General features: G+C 56.7%; 27 protein-coding genes. 10 read left to right on the top strand and 17 right to left on the bottom strand.

Translation table 11 applies throughout. The annotated features are described in order from the left end of the window. Together CTZ24_RS21435 and accB are read right to left on the bottom strand one after the other, a co-directional pair. Positions 1–109: biotin carboxylase N-terminal domain-containing protein (locus CTZ24_RS21435; RefSeq protein WP_153070697.1), on the bottom strand; the 109-nt coding region annotated here is incomplete at its 3' end. A gap of 11 nt (positions 110–120) precedes the next feature. Further along, entirely contained in the window at positions 121–576 is a 456-nt protein-coding gene (accB, locus tag CTZ24_RS21430; RefSeq protein ID WP_208726434.1) for an acetyl-CoA carboxylase biotin carboxyl carrier protein, read from the bottom strand. Between the two features lie 259 nt (positions 577–835). Here accB and hipB point away from each other — a divergent pair, with 259 nt between their 5' ends. Then, complete coding sequence (hipB, locus tag CTZ24_RS21425; protein ID WP_208726431.1) at positions 836–1,090, top strand: type II toxin-antitoxin system antitoxin HipB; 255 nt, start codon at positions 836–838, stop codon at positions 1,088–1,090. Positions 1,091–1,101: 11 nt separating this feature from the next. Then, on the top strand, positions 1,102–2,397 hold the full coding sequence (locus tag CTZ24_RS21420) for a type II toxin-antitoxin system HipA family toxin (RefSeq protein WP_208726578.1): 1,296 nt from the start codon (positions 1,102–1,104) through the stop codon (positions 2,395–2,397). A gap of 42 nt (positions 2,398–2,439) precedes the next feature. Here CTZ24_RS21420 and CTZ24_RS21415 read toward each other — a convergent pair whose 3' ends face one another. Further along, positions 2,440–2,805 (bottom strand): hypothetical protein, encoded by a 366-nt coding sequence (locus CTZ24_RS21415; protein WP_208726428.1) that lies wholly within the window; start codon positions 2,803–2,805, stop codon positions 2,440–2,442. Positions 2,806–2,986: 181 nt separating this feature from the next. Between CTZ24_RS21415 and CTZ24_RS21410 the strand changes: the two genes are divergently transcribed. From CTZ24_RS21410 to CTZ24_RS21395, 4 genes are read left to right on the top strand one after another with little or no spacing between them, the layout of a single operon-like run. Next, positions 2,987–3,556: a peroxiredoxin gene (locus CTZ24_RS21410; protein ID WP_208726426.1), complete on the top strand. Its 570-nt coding sequence runs from the start codon at positions 2,987–2,989 to the stop codon at positions 3,554–3,556. Between the two features lie 15 nt (positions 3,557–3,571). Then, a complete protein-coding gene (locus tag CTZ24_RS21405; RefSeq protein WP_208726423.1) occupies positions 3,572–4,804 on the top strand; it encodes a protein-disulfide reductase DsbD family protein in 1,233 nt (410 codons plus the stop codon). A 16-nt stretch (positions 4,805–4,820) separates the two neighbouring features. After that, positions 4,821–5,372 (top strand): sigma-70 family RNA polymerase sigma factor, encoded by a 552-nt coding sequence (locus tag CTZ24_RS21400; RefSeq protein WP_208726420.1) that lies wholly within the window; start codon positions 4,821–4,823, stop codon positions 5,370–5,372. Further along, positions 5,365–5,994: an NrsF family protein gene (locus CTZ24_RS21395; RefSeq protein WP_208726417.1), complete on the top strand. Its 630-nt coding sequence runs from the start codon at positions 5,365–5,367 to the stop codon at positions 5,992–5,994. The genes CTZ24_RS21400 and CTZ24_RS21395 overlap by 8 nt, the downstream gene beginning before the upstream one ends. A gap of 76 nt (positions 5,995–6,070) precedes the next feature. Here the strand turns inward: CTZ24_RS21395 and CTZ24_RS21390 are convergent, their stop codons facing one another. Together CTZ24_RS21390 and CTZ24_RS21385 are read right to left on the bottom strand one after the other, a co-directional pair. After that, positions 6,071–6,226 (bottom strand): Hok/Gef family protein, encoded by a 156-nt coding sequence (locus CTZ24_RS21390; protein WP_013511466.1) that lies wholly within the window; start codon positions 6,224–6,226, stop codon positions 6,071–6,073. Positions 6,227–6,507: 281 nt separating this feature from the next. Then, positions 6,508–7,572 (bottom strand): SDR family oxidoreductase, encoded by a 1,065-nt coding sequence (locus CTZ24_RS21385; RefSeq protein WP_208726415.1) that lies wholly within the window; start codon positions 7,570–7,572, stop codon positions 6,508–6,510. A gap of 100 nt (positions 7,573–7,672) precedes the next feature. On the opposite strand from CTZ24_RS21385, the gene CTZ24_RS21380 reads away from it, so the two are divergent. Next, positions 7,673–8,575, top strand: a complete 903-nt coding sequence (locus tag CTZ24_RS21380; protein ID WP_208726413.1) for a LysR family transcriptional regulator — start codon at positions 7,673–7,675, stop codon at positions 8,573–8,575. Here the strand turns inward: CTZ24_RS21380 and CTZ24_RS21375 are convergent. The 7 genes from CTZ24_RS21375 to CTZ24_RS21345 form a co-directional block, all read right to left on the bottom strand. Beyond that, positions 8,572–9,222 carry a methionine ABC transporter permease gene (locus CTZ24_RS21375; protein WP_208726411.1) on the bottom strand — a complete coding sequence of 217 codons (651 nt, stop codon included), beginning with the start codon at positions 9,220–9,222 and terminating at the stop codon, positions 8,572–8,574. The genes CTZ24_RS21380 and CTZ24_RS21375 overlap by 4 nt on opposite strands. Further along, positions 9,206–10,306 (bottom strand): methionine ABC transporter ATP-binding protein, encoded by a 1,101-nt coding sequence (locus CTZ24_RS21370; RefSeq protein ID WP_208726410.1) that lies wholly within the window; start codon positions 10,304–10,306, stop codon positions 9,206–9,208. The genes CTZ24_RS21375 and CTZ24_RS21370 overlap by 17 nt, the downstream gene beginning before the upstream one ends. Before the next feature lie 2 nt (positions 10,307–10,308). Next, a complete protein-coding gene (locus CTZ24_RS21365; RefSeq protein ID WP_208726408.1) occupies positions 10,309–11,106 on the bottom strand; it encodes a MetQ/NlpA family ABC transporter substrate-binding protein in 798 nt (265 codons plus the stop codon). Positions 11,107–11,129: 23 nt separating this feature from the next. Further along, a complete protein-coding gene (locus CTZ24_RS21360; RefSeq protein WP_208726406.1) occupies positions 11,130–12,491 on the bottom strand; it encodes an LLM class flavin-dependent oxidoreductase in 1,362 nt (453 codons plus the stop codon). Next, entirely contained in the window at positions 12,488–13,678 is a 1,191-nt protein-coding gene (locus CTZ24_RS21355; RefSeq protein ID WP_208726404.1) for an SfnB family sulfur acquisition oxidoreductase, read from the bottom strand. The genes CTZ24_RS21360 and CTZ24_RS21355 overlap by 4 nt, the downstream gene beginning before the upstream one ends. A 9-nt stretch (positions 13,679–13,687) precedes the next feature. Beyond that, entirely contained in the window at positions 13,688–14,896 is a 1,209-nt protein-coding gene (locus tag CTZ24_RS21350; RefSeq protein ID WP_208726402.1) for an SfnB family sulfur acquisition oxidoreductase, read from the bottom strand. Between the two features lie 262 nt (positions 14,897–15,158). Beyond that, positions 15,159–16,031: a LysR family transcriptional regulator gene (locus CTZ24_RS21345; protein WP_208726400.1), complete on the bottom strand. Its 873-nt coding sequence runs from the start codon at positions 16,029–16,031 to the stop codon at positions 15,159–15,161. 104 nt (positions 16,032–16,135) lie between these two features. Here CTZ24_RS21345 and CTZ24_RS21340 point away from each other — a divergent pair, with 104 nt between their 5' ends. The 3 genes from CTZ24_RS21340 (at position 16,136) to CTZ24_RS21330 (ending at position 19,078) form a co-directional block, all read left to right on the top strand. Next, on the top strand, positions 16,136–16,537 hold the full coding sequence (locus CTZ24_RS21340) for a tautomerase family protein (protein WP_208726398.1): 402 nt from the start codon (positions 16,136–16,138) through the stop codon (positions 16,535–16,537). 106 nt (positions 16,538–16,643) lie between these two features. Continuing rightward, positions 16,644–18,038 carry an amidase gene (locus tag CTZ24_RS21335; RefSeq protein WP_208726396.1) on the top strand — a complete coding sequence of 465 codons (1,395 nt, stop codon included), beginning with the start codon at positions 16,644–16,646 and terminating at the stop codon, positions 18,036–18,038. 104 nt (positions 18,039–18,142) lie between these two features. After that, a complete protein-coding gene (locus CTZ24_RS21330; protein WP_208726394.1) occupies positions 18,143–19,078 on the top strand; it encodes a helix-turn-helix domain-containing protein in 936 nt (311 codons plus the stop codon). On the opposite strand, the gene CTZ24_RS21325 is transcribed toward CTZ24_RS21330, so the two are convergent. From CTZ24_RS21325 to CTZ24_RS21305, 5 genes are all read right to left on the bottom strand, one after another. Next, positions 19,079–19,642 carry an ANTAR domain-containing response regulator gene (locus CTZ24_RS21325; RefSeq protein ID WP_208726392.1) on the bottom strand — a complete coding sequence of 188 codons (564 nt, stop codon included), beginning with the start codon at positions 19,640–19,642 and terminating at the stop codon, positions 19,079–19,081. 176 nt (positions 19,643–19,818) lie between these two features. Further along, entirely contained in the window at positions 19,819–20,523 is a 705-nt protein-coding gene (locus CTZ24_RS21320) for an ABC transporter ATP-binding protein (protein ID WP_208726390.1), read from the bottom strand. Continuing rightward, a complete protein-coding gene (locus CTZ24_RS21315) occupies positions 20,516–21,247 on the bottom strand; it encodes an ATP-binding cassette domain-containing protein (protein WP_208726388.1) in 732 nt (243 codons plus the stop codon). The genes CTZ24_RS21320 and CTZ24_RS21315 overlap by 8 nt, the downstream gene beginning before the upstream one ends. Beyond that, the gene (locus CTZ24_RS21310) at positions 21,244–22,275 is read right to left on the bottom strand and encodes a branched-chain amino acid ABC transporter permease (protein ID WP_208726386.1); all 1,032 of its coding nucleotides are present in this window, start codon (positions 22,273–22,275) and stop codon (positions 21,244–21,246) included. Before CTZ24_RS21310 ends, CTZ24_RS21315 begins: the two co-directional genes overlap by 4 nt. Next, entirely contained in the window at positions 22,275–23,144 is an 870-nt protein-coding gene (locus tag CTZ24_RS21305; RefSeq protein ID WP_208726385.1) for a branched-chain amino acid ABC transporter permease, read from the bottom strand. The genes CTZ24_RS21310 and CTZ24_RS21305 overlap by 1 nt, the downstream gene beginning before the upstream one ends. Positions 23,145–23,146 lie beyond the last annotated feature (2 nt).

Genomic DNA, 23,146 nt, shown 5'->3' with positions numbered 1-23,146 from the left:
GGTCTGCCGTGGAGTGAACCGCCACAGTCTTGATGCCCAGCTCTTTACAGGCACGCAGAATGCGCAGCGCGATCTCACCGCGGTTAGCAATGACAATTTTATCCAGCATGGTTCGCCTCGTTATTCGATGACAACCAGCGGCTCGTCAAATTCAACCGGCTGGCCACTTTCCACCAGAATCGCTTTCACCACGCCGGATTTATCGGCTTCGATCTGGTTCATCATTTTCATCGCTTCAACGATGCACAGGGTGTCGCCGACGTTAACTTTCTGGCCGACTTCGATAAAGGCTTTCGCGTCCGGGCTTGGGGTACGATAGAAGGTGCCGACCATCGGTGAGCGTACGATATGACCGCTGATGTCAGGTTTAGCGACTTCCGCTACCGGAGCGGTAACGGGGACAGCGGCGGCGGGTTGCATCACAGGCGCAGCATAGGCCTGCTGCTGCACCGGGTAGCTGATATTGGCAGGTGAACGGCTGATGCGAACCGACTCTTCACCCTCCGCGATTTCCAGCTCAGCAATGCCGGACTCTTCCACCAGCTCGATCAGTTTTTTGATTTTACGAATATCCATAAACGGGGTCCGTGCTCATTAACATAACGGGTGTTGTTATAGCAGAGCGCCCCGCTGCACAGGACATAGGGAGTTTAGTTGGGGTTATAAGTAAAAGGTGCTCACTGCGCCTATCCCCTTTAGGGGATAAATATATCATTATCCTCCAAAGGGGATAATCTTGACTTTATCCTCCAGGAGGGATAGTTTGGATGATATCCTGACCAGGGGATAATCCGTTATCTGCCCAGCCCGATCCTGAATACTGTAAGGATTCACGATGATTTATAGTCCAAAACAACTTGCTAACCACGTCCGGTTGATACGGCAGAAAAATCAGTGGACGCAGACGCAACTCGCCAAAAAAGTGGGGTTGAAACAAGCCACCATCTCCCATTTTGAAAATAATCCCGACCTGACAACCCTGGCGACGCTATTTAAGATCCTGCAATCCCTCGAACTGAAGCTGGATATCTACGAGAAGCTTGAGGCAAACGAAACACCAGCGATTTACGATCAGGAGAATGACTGGTGAAACAGGCGTTGATGGCATGGATGAATGGTGAACGTGTTGGCGTGTTCACCCGACAAAGCAATGGTGCGCATACCTTCCAGTATGCCGAGAGTTGGCTGGATAACCGGCTCGCACGCCCACTTTCATTGTCCCTGCCGCTGCAATTGCCTGTTATCACTTCAGAGAGCGTTATCAACTATTTTGATAACCTGCTGCCAGATAGTCCCTTAATTCGCGACCGGATTGTTGCCCGTTACAGGGCAAAATCACGCCAACCTTTTGACCTGTTGCGTGAAGTTGGCAAAGACAGCGTGGGTGCCGTGATGTTACTCCCCACAGACAGTTTCCCTTCGAACCAGGGTTTACAGTATGAAACGCTCAATGAAGAGAAACTGATCCGCGTTTTATCGGCATACCAGGCGGATATACCGCTCGGTATGATCCGGGATGAAGAAGATTTTCGCATTTCGGTGGCGGGTGCCCAGGAAAAAACGGCATTGTTGAAAACTGCCGAAGGCTGGAGTATCCCGCACGGCTCCACCCCCACCTCACATATCATTAAATTACCAATTGGCGAGATTAAACAACCCTTCGCCACGTTGGATATGCGCGAAAGTGTTGAGAATGAATATGCCTGTCTGGCCCTTGCCCGTGCGCTCGGTTTCAATGTGCCTGCGGCCACCATTATTCATGCCGGTAATATCCGTGCCCTGGCGGTGGAGCGTTTTGATCGCCGTTGGAATGCCCACAAAACACAACTCCTGCGTTTACCCCAGGAGGACATGTGCCAAACCTTTGGGCTGCCTTCTGCTCTGAAGTATGAATCTGATGGTGGTCCAGGCATTGCCGATATCATGGCGTTCCTGATGGGATCGAGCCAGGCACTGGAAGATCGTGATGCATTTATGAAATTCCAGGTCTTCCAATGGCTGATTGGCGCCACAGACGGACATGCGAAAAACTTCTCGGTATTTATTGAAAGAGGCGGTAGCTATCGGTTGACGCCTTTCTATGATGTCATCTCTGCTTATCCTGTGCTGGGCGGTACGGGATTAAATATCCGTGACCTGAAACTGGCGATGGGACTGAAAGCGACGAAAGGCAAAAAAATGGAGATCGATAAAATATTCCCGCGTCACTTTATCGCAACCGCCAAAGCGGTGAATTTCGACCCAAACCGGATGGTGGACATTATTGATTTCTTTATTGCGCAATTACCCACCGCGATCCACCAGGTAGAGCGTATTTTACCGGCTGATTTTCCACCACGTATCGCCGACGCATTGTTTTCCAATAGCCTGCGCATGCTGGCGCGATTGCAGCAATAAACGTTCTGCCAACAACCACGCGCCAGTCACAGCCGTGGATAGTTATTTCTCTGTTCTGTCGAGAATAAGATAAGCGGGCTGGCACATGCTGCCACGCTCCTGCACCCAGTAATAATCCATATCGGCGATGTGATCGTTCAATCCGCCATCAATACGTTTAACTTCCAGACGTAAACCCGCCATCTCTTGATAACTCAGCCCGGATTTGACGATAAATTTATATTTAACGCCCTTCTCTTCTTCGAAGGATTTAAGATACGGCGTCATCTGCTGCTGAATTTCCTTCAGACAGATAACTTCGTTGTCGACTTTAAATGGCTCGCTAACCACCCCGTCTATGGGTGCCGCGAAGGTTGATGATGAAAACAACATCAGCGCCACCAGGCTGATTTTATGTGTAACACGCATTGAAATTTTCTCCCTTTTCTACCCGCATAAAAAATCACAGCCCTGTTATCGGCACTTTTTTCCGCAGATTGACCCACCCGCAAAAAAAATTTATTCACACCGAAACTTTCCTGACAGCTCCAGCGAACTGAATTAACAGCGTCACACAACCGGAATACCCTCAACCCCGCAGGAGCAGATAATGAAACGCATGAAACATCTCGTTTGTACCCTGACTATGGCTGCCGCGTTGGGCCTCTCCAGCTCGGCGCTGGCCGCGCTGCCGGTCGGAGCCAAAGCCCCCAACTTTGAACTGCAAGGCGCGCTGGCGGGTAAACCGCTGACCTTCTCACTGCAACAGGCGTTGCAGAAAGGTCCGGTGGTGCTTTACTTCTTCCCGGCCGCGTTCAGTAAAGGTTGTACCCTCGAAGCCCATGATTTTGCTGAAGCTACCGATAGCTTCAAAAAAATGGGGGCGACGGTGGTGGGCGTCACTGCCGGAAATACCGACCAGGTCAGCGACTTCTCGAAACTGGAGTGTCGCGATAAATTCACGGTAGCGGCCGATCCGGGAGCCAAAGTGGCGGCGGAATATCAGACCACCATGCAGATGAAGGGCAAGACGCTGTCTGACAGAACCTCCTACGTGATCGCACCAAATGGCGACATTTTGCTGAGTTATACTGACAGAAACCCCGATACCCATATCGAGAAAGCCCTTGCAGCCGTGAAGCAGTACAGCGACGCCCACCCGCAAACCGCGACTAACTAATCGACGAGGCCAGCGATGTTAACCGCCATGCTGGCCGCCTTTATTGGCGGCATTATTCTTAACTTTATGCCCTGCGTTTTCCCGGTGGTTTCGCTGAAAGCACTGGGTCTGCTACGCCATGCCGATAACAGCGCCAGCGCCCGCCGTGAAGGACTGGCGTTTTTGCTCGGTGTGGTGGTGACCATGATGGCACTGGCAGGTATCTTGCTGGCAGCGCGCGCCGGTGGTGCGGCTGTGGGCTGGGGTTTCCAGCTGCAATCCCCCCTGGTGATCGCTCTGCTGGCGTTGGTGATTCTCGCGGCAGCCCTCAATCTGTTGGGCGTGTTTGAAGTGGGTCTGTCGGTACAGCAGGTCGGCGCGATCGATATCGGACGCGGTGCCTTTGTGCGCTCAGCCCTGACCGGTGCGCTGGCGATCATCGTCGCCACCCCTTGTGCTGCGCCGTTTATGGCGAGTGCCATCGGCTATGCACTGGTCCAGCCCCCGGCCATAGCGCTGGTGATCTTCTTTGCGTTGGCGCTCGGGTTTGCTGCCCCTTTTACCCTGGTGTCGTTGTTTCCGGCGCTGGCAAAATTCCTGCCGCGTCCTGGCGCCTGGATGGATATTCTGAAACGCGGCCTCGCCTTTCCAATGTTTGGCGCTTATGCCTGGCTGGTGTGGATCCTGGCACAGCAGGCAGGCAGTGGCGCGTTGGCAACCTTGCTGGCCGGTTCGGTGGTGTTGAGTTTTGCCGGATGGTTATACGGCATGGCGCAGAAACGCCGTTTTACCGGCAAAGGCCATAAGGTGCTGTTTGCCATCACCGCCGTGCTGGTGATGGCGGTACTGGCCCCTCTGCCGGGGATGATTAAGCCAGGAGCCGCATTGCCAGGCGATCAGGTTGCCGCCACCCTGACCAAAGAAAAATGGACGCCGCAAACCCTCGCCGAGCAGCGCGGGCACGGTAAAGCCATTTTTGTCGATTTCACCGCATCCTGGTGTATAACCTGTCAGGTTAACGAGAAAACCTCGCTATCAACCCAGGCCGTGAAAGAGGCGCTGGCAAAAACCGGCACCGTCTACATGGTGGCTGATTCCACCAAATTTAACCCCGATGTCGATGACGCACTGGGTGAGTTCGGCCAGGGCGGTCTGCCGATGTATCTGGTATATCCGGCCAATGGCGGGCCGCCAAAAGTACTGCCGCAGGTGCTTACCCCCGGCATTGTGGTTGATGCGCTGACTCAGGCGGCGAACAAAAAAGCCTGACCCAACAAGGCGGAATATGGATACAAGCGATACCGAGCGCGACAACTGGCCTGCACTGATGGAACGGGCGCAGGCGGGCGACCAGTCGGCATATACCCGACTGCTGAAAGCGCTGGTGCCGGTGATTCGATCGCAGGTACGAAAACAGCTCGCTGACGACGCGCTGATCGAAGACGTCATTCAGGATGTGCTGCTAACGGTGCATCGGGTACGTCATACCTACGATCCCGCGTATCCGTTCTTACCCTGGCTGATGGCGATTATTTCGGCACGCGCCGTGGATGCGTTGCGCCGTCGTGGACGGCATCAACGCTGGGAGGTGGCCGACGATCATCTGGCTGACGTGCCTGCCCCTACGACGCCACCGCGTCAGGATTCACAGGAGGAGCTGGCCGGCTATTTGCGCCAACTGCCTTCACGCCAGCGGGAGATTGTCGAACATGTCCATTTACGCGAAATGAGCCTGATGGAAGCGGCTGCACATAACAACCTGAGCGTCGCCGCAGTGAAATCGTTACTGCATCGCGCGCTGACCAATTTACGCCGCTTTGGAGCACATCATGACTGACCACAACCTGTTGATAGAAAAACTCAGCCAGGCCGCACAGCCGGTGAAGCGCCCGTTACCCACCCGGTGGCGCGTGCTGGTCTGGCTGGCGATTGCATGGCCATGCGGCGTGCTCGCCAGCCTGCTGGTACAACGCAGCCTGACGGACTGGTCACAACCCGGTGCGCACTGGGCAATGGTGCAACTGGCGCTGGCGTTCCTGCTCGGTTGGCTGGCGATCAGTAGCGCCTTTAATATGAGCATTGCCGGACGCCGTAGCATCAGCTGGAAAGCCTTGCTGCCGCTGGGTTTGCTGTGGCTGGCACTCAGTATCCTGAATATTCCCCGCGTCGAGCCGCCGCTGCATGTCGGGGACGGCACCAACTGTTATACCTTTCTGCTGGTGGTCAGCACGCCGATGATGGTGATGATGATTGCCAGCCTGCGGCGCACCCGGGCGCTAAATCCGGTTCGCAGCCTGGCAATGGCCGGATTCGGGGTCGCCTGCATGGCGGTAACGCTGCTGGCGTTTTGCCATCCGGTGCACCTGCATAAGGTGGATTTTTTTATGCATCTGGCAGCGATTGCCAGCATTGTGGTCCTGACGGTACTGGTGGGGAAACGTTGGGTGGCGATAAGGTAAATGTTGAGGAGCGGGTGCATTGAGGCCAGCCGTAACAACCTAAAGAGTTGGCGGGGATCGCTCCCCGCCGGCTCTCTTACTTGACAGATTCACAAGCTGTGAAAACAGCAACCTCCGTATCGCCAGTTCGGATGCGGACCTCACAAAGGTCTTTCCTCAAAACCAGCACCGCCATTACAACGGCGGTACAGATAACGATCAGGGCGACAATCCGCGCCATATGCTGCTTCATAGCCTACGTCTCCTTGACCCGAGGGTCCGTAAGAGGCTACTTTAAATGCGTCTGGGATTTGGAAGTGGCCTCAGTTTAATGTAAAACGTCCTGCAAGACGTCCTATGTTAACTGGGGCTTTTCTCTTTCTGCCGTTGGCAAATGCTTAAGGCAGAAAGCCTCAAGCACCCGCCGCGATTTTAATCCAACCGTCTGACTTATCCCAAATTTTTGTCCATGCCGCTGCGCTAACTCGTGCTTTTTTTCCAGTTATGCGATCCGTGACAACTTCTTATGTAACGTTATGGAATTACCCGCTCCGCTTTGAGCTTTTCGAACAACTGAACAAACGCATCCAGCGTACTTTGATAGCCAATAAACCCGGCTTTGCGACTCTTGCTCATATCGGTAAAAGCTTCCATCGGACGGCCTAAATCGGCATCGGTATGCCACCATGAAACCAACTTATCGATATCCGCCTCGCGCAATCCGTCACGCTGCGCAATCTCGCGCCATGCGTCAGTTGCTGCCTGCATACGTCCTTCCAACGGCATCATCTGTGGCGGATAGTCGGCGGCTTCAATACCAAAATACGCCGCCAGACGCGGCCACAGCCAGTTCCAGCGGAAAACGTCGCCGTTCACCGCGTTGAAGTCCTGATTGGCTGCCGTCGGTGCGGTCGCCGCCCATACCAGTTGCTCAGCTAGCAAACCGGCATCGGTGACATCCGATACGCCGTGCCACTGTTCCGGTGAGCCGGGAAAAATAAACGGCCAGCCCTTTTCGCGACACAACGTGGCATACACCGCCAGCGTCTGGCCCATGTTCATCGCGTTGCCGAGGGCATAACCGATAATGGTATGAGGACGGTGCACGCTCCAGCGGTAACCGTATTTCTCCGCACCGGCAAAGATCTCATCCTCCTGCGCGTAATAGAAATTATCGACCGGCTGACGCCCCTGCTCCTCGCGGAACGGCGTAACCGGCACCGCCCCTTTGCCATAGGCTTCGAATGGCCCGAGATAGTGTTTCAACCCGGTCACCAGCGCCACATGTGCACCGTGCAACCGCTCGCCCAGCGCCTCAATGACGTTGCGCACCATCGCACCGTTAACGCGAATGTTCTCTTTCTCATTTGCCTGCCGCGCCCAGACGCTGAAGAACACCGCATCCGGCTTCACTCCAGCCAATGCCTGACGTACTGCTACGGCATCGGTCAGATCTGCGGTCAGGCTGTGGCATCCTTCTGGCACTGCGCCACGCCCACGCGACAACCCGGTCACCTGCCAACCTTCACGTAACAGTTTCTCGGCCAGCGCACGACCAATCACGCCGCTGATACCAACAATTAACGCCTGCTTCTGCATTTCATTTCTCCTCAGTTTGCGTAATCATTAGCGTAATGAAGAATTGAATTCTCATCTCTGGCATTAATTCACATCATTCACAACCTGAGTTCATGAATAGATGCACGATCAACGTCTGAAAGATATCGTCCCCTTTGTTGCCAGCATCGAATGCGGCAGCTTTGCAGCGGCGGCAGAACGCCTGCATATCACCGGCTCGGCGGTGAGCAAAAGCGTCACCCGGCTGGAAACACGCCTCGGCTCCCGACTGCTGGAACGTACCACGCGCAGTCTGAAGCTGACCGATGCCGGTAATGCTTACTACCAGACCTGTCTCCGCATTATGGAAGAACTGGCAGAGGCCGAGGCAGTGCTGGCGGCTCAGCGCAGCATACCCTCTGGCAAATTACGGCTGGCGGTGCCCAACACTTATGGTCGTCTGGCAGTGATGCCTCTGCTGGTGCCGTTTTGCCAGCAACATCCTGAACTGGAACTGAGCCTGCGTTTTTCCGATCGGATGGTGGATCTGTTCGATGAAGGGATTGATGTGGCGGTGCGTATTGGCGATACGCCGAATATTCCGGTCTCACTCGCCTGCCGTCAGATGGGGCGCGAACGCATGGTGTTCTGCGCTGCACCGGATTATCTGGCGCGCGCCGGTCGTCCCACCAACAGCCACGCCCTGTTGCAACATCCGGCGATTTTATACGAGCGCATCGATGGCAGTACCAAACCCTGGTTGCTGCAAGCGGAGGATGGTCATGTGCAATGGCGCAGCGTACCGCACCGTATGGCGATGGGAGATGTGGATGCACAGGTTCAGGCGGTGTGCGCCGGACTGGGCGTTGCGCAGATGCCCTCCTGGCTAATACGCGAACCGCTGGCGCGCGGCGAACTGGAGATTATCCTGCCCGCCCATCAACCTGATGGCCTGATGCTGACGCTGGTATGGCCGCGCCGCAAGCAACTGCTGCCAAAAGTGGATGCGCTGCTTGAGACACTCAGCCAGCTGACGATTCGTTAACGATGATTGAGACGACGCGATAAACGGTCACCAAAGAATTGCAACAGCGTGACCAGTGCCACCAGCACCACAATCACCGTCAGCATCACCTGCATATCAAAGCGCTGATAACCGTAGCGATATGCCAGGTCACCCAGTCCACCCGCGCCAATCGCTCCGGCCATAGCAGAGGCGTTGATCATTGTGACTAACGTGATGGTAAAACCGCTGACGATGCCTGGTCGCGCTTCCGGCAGCAACACATGCCAGACGATATGCCAGCGGTGGAACCCCATCGCCTGCGCTGCTTCGGTCAATCCTTTGTCCACTTCGCGTAAACTCACCTCGGCAATACGCGCGAAAAACGGCGTGGCCGCCAGGGTCAGTGGCACCGTTGCCGCCCATACGCCGTAGGTGGTGCCAACGACCCAGCGGGTAAAAGGGATCAGCGCCACCATCAGGATCAGAAACGGGATGGAGCGAAACAGATTCACCACCCAGCCCAACAACCGGTTCAACAAGGGATTGGGGAACAGATCGCCACGTCCGGTCACCACAAGGATCACCGCCATCGGCAATCCCAGCGCCAGCGCAAACAGCGACGACACGCCAACCATCAACAGCGTGTCCAACAATCCGGTCCACAAACGTTCAAAGCCCAGTGACATATCCTGCAATCTCCAGTTGGTCGGCGATGCCGTTTAATGCCTGCTGTGTCGCCGCGCGGTCATGGCTGGTATCCAGCAACAACAACAGCTGGCCGGTCGCTTTGTTTTCCACCCATTCAATCGCGCTGAACAGCAACGTAACCTCACCTGCGAGCCGACGGCTGAGTGCACCAAGATCCGGCGAAGCCCCCTGACCGGTGTAGCGCAACCGAACCAGCAGGCGCGACTGCGTATTCTGGCGTTGCGACGTCAGCAACGGCACAAGATATTCCGGTAATGCCTGATGTTGTGGGTTAAGGAGCTGTCGGGTCGTCTCCTGTTGCGGGTCGCTATACACACGCCACACCGGGCCACGTTCGATGATTTCGCCTTGATCAATCACCGCCACCTGATGACATAAGTCATGCACGACATCCATCTCATGGGTGATCAACACAATGGTGATATGGCGCTGCTGATTGATCTTCTTCAGCAGCGCGAGAATGGCGCGGGTGGTTTCCGGGTCAAGTGCCGATGTAGCCTCATCACACAACAACAATTCCGGGTCATGTACCAGCGCGCGTGCGATACCGACCCGTTGCTTTTGGCCGCCAGAGAGCTGAGCAGGCCAGGCGTGCTGACGCTGCTCCAGCCCCACCAGCGCCAGCAGTTCATCGACTTTGCGCTGACGCTCGGCGGCAGGCACCCCGGCGACTTTCATTGGCAGCTCAATGTTTTCCCGCACCGTCTTCGCCGACAGCAGATTGAAGTGCTGAAAAATCATGCCGGTGCGGCGTCGCCACTGCACCAGCTCCCGGTCACGCAAAGTACCGATGTCGATGCCATCTATCACCACCTGCCCGGCACTCGGTGCTTCAAGCCGATTGAGGCAGCGGATCAAGGTCGATTTACCGGCACCGCTACGTCCGATAATGCCGAAAATCTCGCCGCGTTTAACCTGCAAGTTAATGTTTTTTAACGCGTCCTGCGTCTGTCCGGCATAGCGTTTGCTCAGGCCCAGTATCTGTACATGCGCCTTACCCGATCCTTCGTGCGCAGGCTCCAGCACAGCATCCTGCTCACCGGGTAACGTCAGGCTCACCATGATTACTGGCTCCAGCCCGGCTGATACAGTTTGCCGTAAAAGCTATCCAGTTTGGCGCGCACCACTGGCGAATGCTGATAGATATCCACAAACTTCGCCAGACGCGGGTCGTCCTGATGACCGTCACGAATCACAAACTGGATCACATATTCCGGGTGTTCCAGCCCGTCAAACAGCAGCGCTTTTTCCGGATCAATGGTTTTTGCCAGACGCAGATAATGCGGGTAGCCCTGCGCCAAATCGACCTCGTCCAGTGAACGCGACAGTTGTACCGCTTCCACCTCAATAATCTTCAAATCTTTCGGGTTGCTGGCAATATCATCGACGGTGGCTTTCAGCCCCACGCCAGGCTTCAGGGTGATCAACCCGGCCTTCTGCAACAGCAGCAGACCACGCGCGCCGTTAATCGGGTCATTGGCAATCGCCACCGTACCGCCCTGGGGAATCTGGTCCAGCGAGGTATGTTTTTTCGAGTACAGGCCGATGTTATTAATAATGGCTGGCGCATAAGGCACCAGGTGGAAACCGCCCTCTTTATTGGCGTTCTCAAGGAAAGGTTTGTGCTGGAACAGGTTAACGTCGATGTCACCATTTTCCACGCTGACATTAGGCGCGGTCCAGTCGGTAAACTCCACCAGTTGGACCTCCAGTCCCTGTTTTTTCGCCTCTGCCACGGCAGTTTCGAGCGGTGGCGCAAAGGCGGCGGTGGTGCCGACTTTCAGCGGCCCGCTGTAATTGGCGGCATGCGCCAGTGCGCTTACGGCCAGCAACGCGGCTGCCAGTTTTAATGAAATTTTCATGATAATTCCCTGAGGTAAATGGATTAACGACGGTTGGCGGCAGGTCGCCACTGCGCCGCCGGATGGCGGTCAGGCAGACGATCCTGTTGCTGAAAAATCTTTTTACGCAGTGAGCCGGGCTGGTAGGCGGTCTTAAAGCGTCCACGTTGTTGCAGTTCCGGCACGACCAAATCGATAAAGTCACGGTAACTTTGCGGGTTGAGAATGCGCGTCAGGTTAAATCCATCAATATCGCCCTCGTCGATCCAGTGGATCAGTTGATCCGCCACCTGCGACGGGTTCCCCACAATCAGGGGGTAGCGACTACCCATCGCGTGCTGTTCCAACAAGCGCCGCCGCGTCCAACCGCTATAGGCTTTGCTTACCGATTCAATCGCCCGCGTGTCATCGCTGGTAATGGGTTCATCGAGTCCGAAAGCCGCCAAATCCAGCCCAATTGAGCTGGAGAAATGAGCGATGCCCGCTTCCGGGCTGGCGTATTCGAGGTAGCTGCGATGCTTCTCCTGCGCCTCGCGTTCGCTGGGAGCAACAATCACGCTGACACCCATAAAGATGCGCAAATCGTCGGCGCGCCGCCCGGCATCGACTGCGGCCTGGCGCAGACGCTGAGTCTGCTGGCGCATCAGTGCCGGGGAGCTGGCGTTGACAAAGCTGCATTCGGCATGACGCGCCGCAAATTGGATACCGCGTGGCGAGCTACCCGCCTGAAACAGCAGTGGCGTGCGTTGCGGTGACGGGCTGCTGAGGTGATAACCCTGCACCTGGTAAAATTCGCCCTGATGATTGATGTGATGAATTTTCTGCGCATCGGCATATAAGCGCCGCTGGCGGTCCACCACCAGCGCGTCATCCTGCCAACTGCCCTCCCACAATTGATAACTGACATCCAGAAACTCATCAGCCTGATCGTAACGACGATCGTGTGCCAGCAGTTCGCGCTGCCCCACGGCACGCGCCGCGCTGTCGAGGTAGCCGGTCACGATATTCCAGCCGATACGTCCCTCAGTCAGATGGTCGAGAGTGGACAGACGACGCGCAAAGGGATACGGCGCTTCGTAGCTCAGATTCGCGGTGACGCCGAAGCCCAGATGCTGCGTGACGCCCGCCATCGCCGAAACCAGCATCAGCGGATCGTTGACCGGAAGCTGAATCGACTCACTGGCTGTCAGGTTGATACCCTGCTGATAGACGTCATACACGCCCAGAATATCGGCGATAAACAGGCCATCGAACAGGCCGCGCTCCAGCAGTTGCGCCAGCTCGGTCCAGTAGGCCAGTGAGTTGAAATCCACCGATTTGTCCTGCGGATGCGTCCACATGCCGTGATGGATATGACCGACGCAATTCATATTGAAGGCGTTAAGCAGGATATGCTGCTGACTCATAGCGTCCCCCGGCGCGGCGGTAACACGCCGTTCAACAGGTAGTTACCAATCGCCGGGTATTTCCAGCGCACCGGATCGTGCAAGGTATGGGTGCGTGCATTGCGCCAGTGGCGGTCGAAGTTATGTTCGCGCAGGCTGGCGCGCGATCCACCCAACTCAAACAACAGGTTGCCCGCCTCCAGCGAGACTTCGGTGGTCCAGGCACGCGCTTGCGCCACGGTGACTGAGGCCGCCGCCACGTTTTCTGCCGTGGCGTGTTGCTGGGCCCGATCCACCGCATCACCCGCCAGCGCCAGCAGGGCATCTCCGGCGGATAACCGTGCGGCCAGACGACCGGTACGATCCAGCGTCAAGGGATCGTCGCTGGCGCGCTCAACCCCGCTGTCCGGCCACGGACGGGCGCGGTTACGCAGAAAATCGAGCATGTCATTGAAGGCCGCACGGGCGATACCCTGATCGATTGCCGCATGCAGAATCTGTGCAAAAGGACCAACGGCAGTGGGCCGTTCAAACGCGGTCTGAAATGGCACCACATCTTCATCGCTAACGATGACATCGACAAACTGCACGCTGCCGCTGCCGGTGGTGCGCTGACCAAAGCCGCTCCAGTCATCAATCACGCTGACACCCGCCTGATGGCGCGGGACAAAGACCAGCTGTTCTTTGTCGTCATCACCGCGCGCGGCGGTGGGGATGCGGTCAGCAAACAACGCGCCGGTAGCGTAAAACTTGCTACCGGTAAGCCGTCCCGCTGTCACACGGGTGCTGCGCTGGTGCGCCGATGGCGAGTTGAACTCTGCCAGCGCATTGCCCAGATGTACCCCGGCCAGCACTTCGTCATACAGCCGCTGCTGCTGCGCCGGGCTGCCGTTAACCCGTAATACTTCCAGCGCGTAGAAATGGTTTTGTGGCACCTGACCGATAGCAGCATCCGCTTCACTGAGGATGGCCACAATCGCCGCCAACTGTGCCGAGGGGATGGCTATCCCACCGAATGCCCGAGGCACGGTAATCGCCCCCAGACCCGAGGCGAAAAACTGTGCCAGCTCATGATGCGGCAGTTGACGTTCGCGATCGCGCAGCGCGGCATCACGTCGGAATTGCTCCGCCAGCTGCTGTGCCACCGCCAGCGCCTGCTGCGCATCGTTAATCCGCGTGGCGGGCAGTTTAGGCTGAACCTGCGTCATGTTCGCTCCTTAAATCCAGGCATGGCGCGCGGGCAGCGCATCATTGAGGTAGTAATTGCCGATGGCATGGGTTTTCCAGCGCACCGGATCGTGCAGGGTATGGGTGCGCGCATTACGCCAGTGACGATCCAGACCATGCCGCAGCAAGGTGGCGCGACTGCCTCCCCATTCGAGCAGCTTCTCGCTGGCACGCAGCGCCACCTCCGTGGTCAGCACCTTGGCTTCCGCCACCGCAATCGACGCCCGTGCACCGTTTTCCGCGTTCAGTGACGGTTGATCGATAGCGTCCAGCACGCGCGCCGCGTGCGCCAGCAGCGCATTGGCCGCCGTCAGTTCGGTGCTGATACGACCAATATCGGCCAGAATGTAGGGGTCATCCGCATTACGGCTGACGCCCGCATCCACCCACGGACGCGAGCTACTGCGCACAAACTCCAGCGCATCATCCAGCGCCCCCTGGGCGATACCGGCATCAATTGCGGCCTGAATCAACTGCGACACCGCGCCGCGCAACGTGGGTTTGTCTGACGCGGGCAGCGGGATGACCCATTGCACATCCACTGCCACTTGCTGCAAACGTACGGTGCCGCTGGCGGTGGTGCGCTGACCGATACCGGACCAGTCATCAACAATCTCCACCCCCGCCGCCGGCAGTGGGATAAACGCCATCACCGGCTGCTGTTGATCCTGAAGCGCCGTGGTCACCAGAATGTCGGCGAACAACGCACCGGTTGAGTAGAATTTTTCGCCGGTGAGGCGCAGCCCCTGTGACGTTGTCACCAGTTGCGCCTGCACATCACGGGTATGCCGGGTATTTTTCTCCGGGCCACCGTTACCCAGGCGTTGCCCGTTGACCACCGCGCGCAATAATTGCTGCTGCTGGTGCGACGTTCCTTCGCCAAGGATGAACTGAATCAAACCAAAATGATTTTGCGGAATTTGTCCCAGTGAAGGATCGCTGGCAGAAATAAGGCGAAAAACTTCAGCCACCGTCTGGAATGACAATCCTCCCCCACCAAACTGGCGCGGCACGCTAATACTGCCCAGGCCCAGTTGCGTAAATTGATTAAGGAGTTCACGCGGATAAATACGTTGCTGATCGCGCTCGACTGCCCCGACTTTGGCCTGCTCCGCCAGATGGCGGGCAGCATTGATCGCGTCAGCATCATGGGTTAACACCGCCGCAGCAGGGTTATCTTTGCTTAAGGTTTGCGTCATGGTTTATTTCACAACAGAAATAACGGATTGGCAGGGATAATAATCAGGCGGTCTGAAGCAAGTAAATAGTGAGGTTATGCTATATCTGCACAAGGTTTTTTGTTATTCAGATAAATAGATACGGATAAAGAAAGCACGCTGAAAGCAGGTATTTCAGCGTGCTCATTTTCCTAAGAAGAAATATCGCAATCCAATGTTATTTTATTAATAAGGACCAGGGGAAATCGCGCAATCATTATTTTTACTCCTCGGGGCAGATTAATCAGTAAGCCAGCGTTTGTTGCAAAATCTCACCAAAGGCAACGCAGATTTGCCCCTGCTCACGGTGTTCTGCGGGTCGACTCAGCAGCACAAATTCCGCTTCAGGCAGGCTCGGTAACACAGGTTGTTGCAGCACCACTACGCCTTCGCGCGGCATTGCCGAACGATTCAGACACGCGACACCCAGCCCCGCCGCCACCGCATCCTGTAATCCACGCACGCCCGAGGAGATGTGACGGATAAACCAGGCCTGATGCTCGCGACTTAACGCCTGACAGGCTGCACGGTGCAGCATGCACCCTTCCGGCAGCAACACCAGCGGCAGCGGTTGCGCCAACGACAATCCGGCGGCCCCCACCCATAGCAGCGGTTCACGAAAAAGTCGCTTTTCCTGTCTGGCGTCCCCTGCCCGGCTAAAGCCAGGCACCCGCATCACCACCGCCAGATCGAGCTCGCCACGCTGCCATGCAGCATCGATTTCGGCACTTTTGCCCATCGTAGTGCGCAAGCGAAGTTGAGGATAGTCACGCGCATAACGTGCCAGTAGCGCGACGATAGCATCTGGTCGGCAATAATCGGTGATCCCCAGACGAATCTCCCCGCTGAGTGTTACTCCCTGCAAATCGCGCCACGCCAAATCTGCCAGCGCCAGCAGATGGCGGGCATGATGCAACAGTTTCTCTCCGGCTGCGGTTGGCGTCACGCCGCTTTTACTGCGCACCAGCAAAGTTTGATTGGCCCGTTGCTCCAGTTTACGCAACTGCTCGCTCAGTGCTGATTGTGACAGACAACGCTGCGGTGCAGCGGCTGTCAGACTACCGGCGTCTACCGCAGCCACAAAGCTGCGCAACTGTTCCATATCGAAGGTGTTCATCTTATCCAACGGTTTTATTAATGGATGATAATCAATCTTCCTGCTTTTATGGTGGAAAGGAAAGCGGAATACTCCCTCTCAGTTCACATGACGAGGAAGAAAACATGCCGCATATCGTTTTACAGTTATCAGGCGAGCACAACGCCCCGCTGATGCATCAAGCCGTCCAGGTCATTCAGGATCTGACCGCAACCGTTCTGGGAAAAGATCGCCCGGTAATGGCCACCTCCGTACAGTTCATTGCAGATGACCAGTGGTTTATCGGTGGTGAAACGCTGAAAACCCTGGCACGCAGCGCTTTTCATCTGGATATCAGCATCACCGATGAAACTAACACCAAGGCAGAGAAAGCGCGTTTTGTACGTGAGCTGTATCAGGCACTGGCGGTGCTACGTCCGGATCTGCATGAGGTCAGCTATATCCACCTGATCGACGCCCGCGCGGCCGCCTATGGCTACGGTGGACGGACTCAGGAGTGGCGACACCAGCAGGCCGGGGTGGCTTAATTTGCCTTGTCACTCCCGACACAACGATTGTCCGGCTTAACAAAGCCCGTCCATCACGTCTGCTTTAGGTTGTTCTTTAACACTTTCTCTGTGAGGTAAGCGCACGATGAACAACCTGCATTACAAAAGTTTGCTGGAAATTGGCCGCCTGATTCAGTCGCGTGACATCACCTCGGTAGAGGTCACCAACGCCCTGCTGGCGCGAATTGATACGCTGGATAAGCAACTGCATAGCTATTTTTATGTGATGCGCGACAGCGCGCTGCAACAGGCGGCCCAAGCCGACCAGGAGATCGCCAGTGGGATCCTTCGTGGCCCGCTGCATGGGGTGCCGATTGCGCTGAAAGACCTGATCTGGACCAAAGACGCCCCCACCACTCACGGCATGATCATTCATAAGGATCACTATCCGGCGGAGGATTCGACGGTGGTGGAGCGCTTCCGCGCGGCAGGGGCGGTCATTCTCGGCAAACTGGCGCAAACCGAAAGCGCCTTCGCCGATCACCACCCAGAGATTACCCGCCCGACCAACCCGTGGGGTAGCGCGCTGTGGACCGGCGTCTCCTCCAGCGGCTCCGGCGTCGCCACGGCGGCGGGCCTGTGTTTCGGGGCCATCGGTACCGATACCGGCGGCTCGATCCGTTTTCCGTCTAACGCTAATGGTTTGACGGGCATCAAACCCACCTGGAGCCGCGTCACCCGTCACGGTGCCTGTGAACTGGCAGCTTCGCTCGATCATATTGGCCCGATGGCGCGTTCCGCCGCCGATGCTGCCGCCATGTTGCAGGCCATTGCCGGGCGCGACGAGAAAGATCCCACCTCCAGCAGCGAGCCAGTGCCGGACTATCTGGCACTGATGACGCGCGGCGTCAGCCACCTGCGCATCGGCCTCGATAAAAGCTGGGCGTTGGACAAAGTGGATGATGAGACTCGCGCCGCATTGCAAGCGACGATTGCGACCCTGAGCGAGTTGGGTGCCACCTTTGTGGATATCACCATGCCGGAGACCGAAAAAGCCGCCGAGGAGTGGAGCGCGTTGTGTGCCGTCGAAACCGCACTGGCGCACGAAGCAACCTACCCGGCTCAAAAAGATCAATACGGTCCGGGGCTGGCGGGTTTACTCGATCTCGGCCATCGCGTCACGGCGCTGGAGTATCAACGCCTGCTGCTCAGTCGGGCGGCGCTGCGTGGTGACATCTCCGCCCTGTTCAGCAAAGTCGATTTGCTGCTGGCCCCGGCCACCGCTTTTGCCGGTTTAACCTGGGACACCATGACCCGTTTTGGTACTGATCAGGCACTGTTTAACGGCGTGCTGCGCTATACCAGTGCATTCGATGCCAGCGGCCATCCCACTATCACTCTGCCCTGTGGCATGACCGCTGCTGGTGCGCCGATTGGCTTCCAACTGGTGGCGGCGCACTTTGCCGAAGCCACCATGATTCAGGGTGCCTGGGCCTACCAGCACGTTACCGACTGGCATAAACAACACCCGACGCTGTAACCTCCTCACTGGCCGCTGCGGCGGCCTTTTGTCGCTTTCATGGCCCAATAATTGCTTTATTTTTTCCACTTCCGCCCTTTTCGCCATGTTTAGGGGACGTTGTCATGAAAGAAAATTTCACCACCGATAACCTGGAAAATCGTCATCGCTTTGATGCCTGGCGTGACGCGGTCTGCTCGCGTTTGATCAAAGCCGAGGCACGCCAAACCCACGCCGGAGAGTTCTCTGGCAGTTTCGGCTATTCGATGCTGGGGCATGTGGATATCGCCAATCATATCTCGCGTACCGCGCTGGTGTGGCAACGCACGGCTGAGTGCATTCGCCGCCATCCCAATCATGATTTCTATCTGGGCTATATTTGCGCCGGTTCCGGCACCTTAAGCCAGAATGACAACCATTCCCGCGTCCATGCCGGTGATGTGGTGATTTATGATGCCGCCACCCCATTTGATTTTGCCATGGAGAATGTCGCCATCAATATCGTCCATCTGCCGCGTCAGATGATTGAGAAAGAGGCACCGGCTATCGCCCGGCTGGCAGGAAAAACGCTGGACCTTAGCCGTCCGGGTATGACTTCGCTGAAACACATGCTGACCGAGGCGTTTACCTTTAATGCCGAACGCGAAAATGCGTTTCTGACGGAGCAGTTTGCCAACACGCTGCTGAATATGATTTCGGTCAGCCTGAATTTGCAGAAAAGCGATGCCGCGCTGAAGCCAGACCTGTTTTCGCGCGTGGTGAGTTATCTGCGGCAAAACCTGCATCAGCATGAATTGTCAGTGGCGCAAATTGCCAACGCACATCATGTCTCCCCGCGTACCGTCAGCCGGGTGTTTGCCGCTCATGGCACCACGCCGATGAATTTTGTCTGGCAGGAGCGCCTGCTGGCGAGCCACAAAGTGCTGGCCGAAGGTAAAGCGCGCAATATCACCCAGGTAGCGATGGATCACGGGTTTAGCGATATGTCGCATTTCAGCCTCGCGTTCCGCAAGGCCTTTGGTTACACCCCCAGCAGCCTGATCCGCCAGCCGCAAAACTGATTATTTTTGCAGGCTGTTGATCACCCGTTCAGCGGTATATTCCATGCTGCTGCGGGTGTTCATCGCTTCACTGCGCATAAAGCGGTACGCCCCGGATTCATCCAGTCCATATTCGCGCATCAGCATGCCCTTGGCCTGCGCCAGACGCTCGCTTTTAACTTTAACCCGCTGCCGGGCGTGCTGGCGTGTCGCCTGGAGGGTGCCGATGACCTGCACAATCAATGCAAAGGGATTCAAGGTGCGTTCGGCGATGGCAGTCGGTTGCAGTTCAATTAACAGGGGAAACAGGCGCGCATTTTGACAATCGGCCAGCGCGATCACCGGAATATTGGCCTGACGCCAGGCGCGTAATAACGGTAGCAGGGTCTGCTGATAGTGAGGTTCAACCGCCACAATGACCAGATGGACGTCAGTGGGAGCCTGTGTCGGTAATGGCCAGCTGTGCTGCGCCTGACAGCCGAGCTGCGTCAACGACGCACAGAAGGCGCGCACGCTCTGCGCATCGGGATGGAAGAGATGCAGCCGGACGCCCGACAGTCTGGCCAGTAAGGATTGCTCAGTCATGCTTCACCCTGGGTTAATGGAGTGTGAAGCTTTACACTAAGCAAGTGTGGAAGCGCCTGCTGTGTTGTGGCGGTCGGGAAGTGTGTCAGTTGAGACAACAGCACGATCCGTAGCGGCGCGATTTATCGCGCACGACATTGCGCGATAAATCGCGCCGCTACGTTAAAGGACGACCATCAGGCATGAAAACCCAAAAACTGTTCGGCAATGCTGGCACTGGAGGTGGTTAGCGGATCGATATGTTGAATAATTTCCCCCTTTTCAATCACATGGATCTGGTCCGACAGCGCATAGAGAAACTCAATATCCTGTTCCACCAGGATGATGGAGATATCCATCTCATGCCTGAGTCGTTGCAACGTCTCAATAATCTCCTCACAGATATTCGGCTGGATCCCCTCAGTGGGTTCATCCAGCAGCACCAGTTGCGGCTGACCACATAAACAGCGGGCCAGCGCCAGCAATTGCTGTTCACCACCGGACAAAGATCCCCCCGGCTGCGCCAGCAGGCGTTTCAGACGCGGGAAGATCTCCAGCATCTGTTCGATAATCTGCCCGGCCCGGGAAAAGTGCTTCACGCAGCCCATGCGCAGATTTTCCTCTACCGTCAGCAACGGGAAGATTTGCCGCCCCTGTGGCACAAAACCGATGCCTGCCGCTGCCCGCTGATGTGCCTGATACGCGGTGATATCGATGCCGTTAAGCGCAATGCGGCCCTGCCAGGCGGGCAGTTCACCCATAATGGTACGCAGCAGTGTGGTTTTACCCATGCCGTTACGTCCCAGCACGCCGGTAAAGGATTTTGCCCCGACAAAGAGTTCGGACAGATGTAACACTGGAATTTTGTTATACCCAGAAACCATCTCTTTGATTTCAAGCATGTTTAATCTCCACGTTGCCGAGATAGGCCTCTTTGACCAGTGGGTTGCTGGTCACGTCGCGAAAGCTGCCCTCCGCCAGTACCGCCCCCTGATTAAACACCGTCACCTGCTGCGCAATCATGCTGATGAACTCCATATCGTGTTCCACCACCACCACGGTGCTTTGCTGGTTGATAGCTTTGATCAGTTCAGCGGTTTTGCGGACTTCGTGATGTGTCATCCCGGCGGCAGGCTCATCCAGCAGCACCAGTTGTGGGCGCGAAATCAGGATCATGCCCAGCTCCACCCACTGCCGCTGACCGTGCGCCAGCTCGGACAAAGTGGCGTCAGCAAGATGCAGCAGGCCAATATCCTGCAACACCTGTGCAATGGCAGCGGGCACGGCGGATTTCGCCATTTTATTCGCTGCCGCCTGCCACAGATTTTCGCGCACGCTTAAGCCTTCAAACACGCTGGGAACCTGAGTCTTGATACCGATACCAAGACGGGCAATCTCCCACGGCCGCAACCCGGAAATCACCCGGTCACGATAGCGGCATTCGCCACGACTGGGCGTCACCTGACCACTCAACATCTTAAAGAAGGTACTTTTTCCCGCACCGTTCGGGCCGATCAGGCAGCGCAACTCGCCCTCGTGCAGGGTGAAATCGACCTCTTTCACCGCATGAACGCCGCCAAAGCTGACCCCCATTTTTTTGGTTTGTAACAGGACTGCCGCGCTCATTGTTTCACCTCGCTCACCTGTGGCGTGGCTGCCTGCACCGTCGGCTGACGTTTACGCCGCCACAAACGTTGCAGCGTTGGCAGGATACCGCCGGGGATTAACAACACGAAGACCGCCAGAATCACCCCCAACACCAGATTGACGTCCACCGTCTGCTGCGCGCCGAGGCGGGTGACCATCCATTGCAACAAAATGCAGCTGATCACCGGGCCAATCAGCGTGCCGCGCCCGCCAACGATCACCCAGATAATGATCTGCGCCGACTGGCTGATGCTGAACACGCCAGGGCTGACAAACGCGCCCCAGTTGACGTACAAACAACCCGCAAGTCCGGCAATCGCCGCGCCGATGGCGAAGGTCGCCAGCTTATGCGCCGGGACGTTATAGCCCAGCAAACCGGCACGCTGTTCATTTTCACGAATCGCGACCACGGTTTTGCCAAAACGGCTGAGTAAGGTGAATTTCAGCAGCACGTAGCACAGCGCCAGACACCCTGCCGTCACCATAAAGATCGCCTCTGGCGATAAGATCGCATCGGGCTGGAACGGCATATTCAGCGTTGGCACCGACGGAATACCGTTGAAGCCGCCCAACAGCGCCTGGCCGATATGGTATTCACTGCCCGCCGTCGAGTTGACCCAGTTAAACAGCACCAGGCTCACCGCCAGGGTGATGGCACCGAGATAGACATCGCTGACACCGCCGTAAAAGATCACATAACCGAGCAGCAGCGAGAACAAGGTCGGCAGCAGCACCGCCAACACCACCGCCCAGGTGGAATCACCCCAGTTGATGGCGCAGATGGCGTAGGTATAGGCTCCGAGGCCGAAAAACGCCGCCTGGCCAAAACACAAAATGCCGCCGTAACCCCAGATAAACGCCAGACTCAGCGACAGCAACCCCATCACCAGAAACACCGTGACCGACAGCAGCGTATACAACTCCAGCGTGCCGGAGAGCCACAACGCCCCCAGCATCACCACCAGCGCCACCACAATGATTTGTACGCGTTCGGAAAACAGTTTCATCACAGCGACCTCCTGAAAAAGCGTCCGGTGATGCCCTGCGGCAACAGTCGCAACAACACAATGGCGCTTAACAGCAACGCCACCGCGCCAAATACCGGCGTCCAGGCGTAGGTCGCCAGTTGCGAGATGGTGCCAAACAGGGTGGAAGAAGAGAGGGTTCCGGCGATGATCGCACTACCGCCGCCAATCACCGTAATAAATGCCTTGGCGATAAAACTGATGCCAATGGTCGGGATGACCCCGGTAATGGGGGCCAGCAATGCCCCGCCGAGGCCCGAAAGCGCCGCCCCCAGTCCGAACGTCAGGCTATAGATTTTGCCAGGATTGGTGCCGAGTGCCGCCGCCATGCGCGCATTCTGCATGGTGGCACGCGCGCACAACCCGAGGGTGGTGTAGCGCAACAGCAACCACAACGCCCCCACCAGACACAGCGCAAACAGGATGGTAAACAGCGAATAGCCGCTGGTACTGTAGCTGCCAACCGTGACGCTCGGCAGCGGCGAACTGATACCCAGCGTGGTGTTGCCAAACACCATAGTTGCCGCCCCGATCAGCGCCAGACTCAGTCCCCAGGTCGCCAGCATGGTGTCAATCATCCGGCCATAGAGATGGCGGATAATCACGCGTTCAATCACGATGCCAAACACCCCCACCACCAGCGGAGCAATCACCAGCATGGCGATCCAGATGGGGACACCGAGATGGTTGGTGGCGAGAATCGCGCTGTAGCCGCCGAGCATCATAAATTCGCCATGCGCCATATTGACGATCTTCATCATGCCAAACACCACCGCCAGGCCGAGGCTCATGATAATCAGCACCGCGATGGCATTGAGCACCTCAATGCCATAGATAATCAACAGATCCATAG

Origin of the sequence: Pantoea phytobeneficialis (genome assembly GCF_009728735.1) — a bacterium.
Taxonomy (GTDB): Bacteria; Pseudomonadota; Gammaproteobacteria; order Enterobacterales; family Enterobacteriaceae; genus Pantoea; species Pantoea phytobeneficialis.
This window is presented reverse-complemented; position numbering and strand designations above follow the sequence as displayed.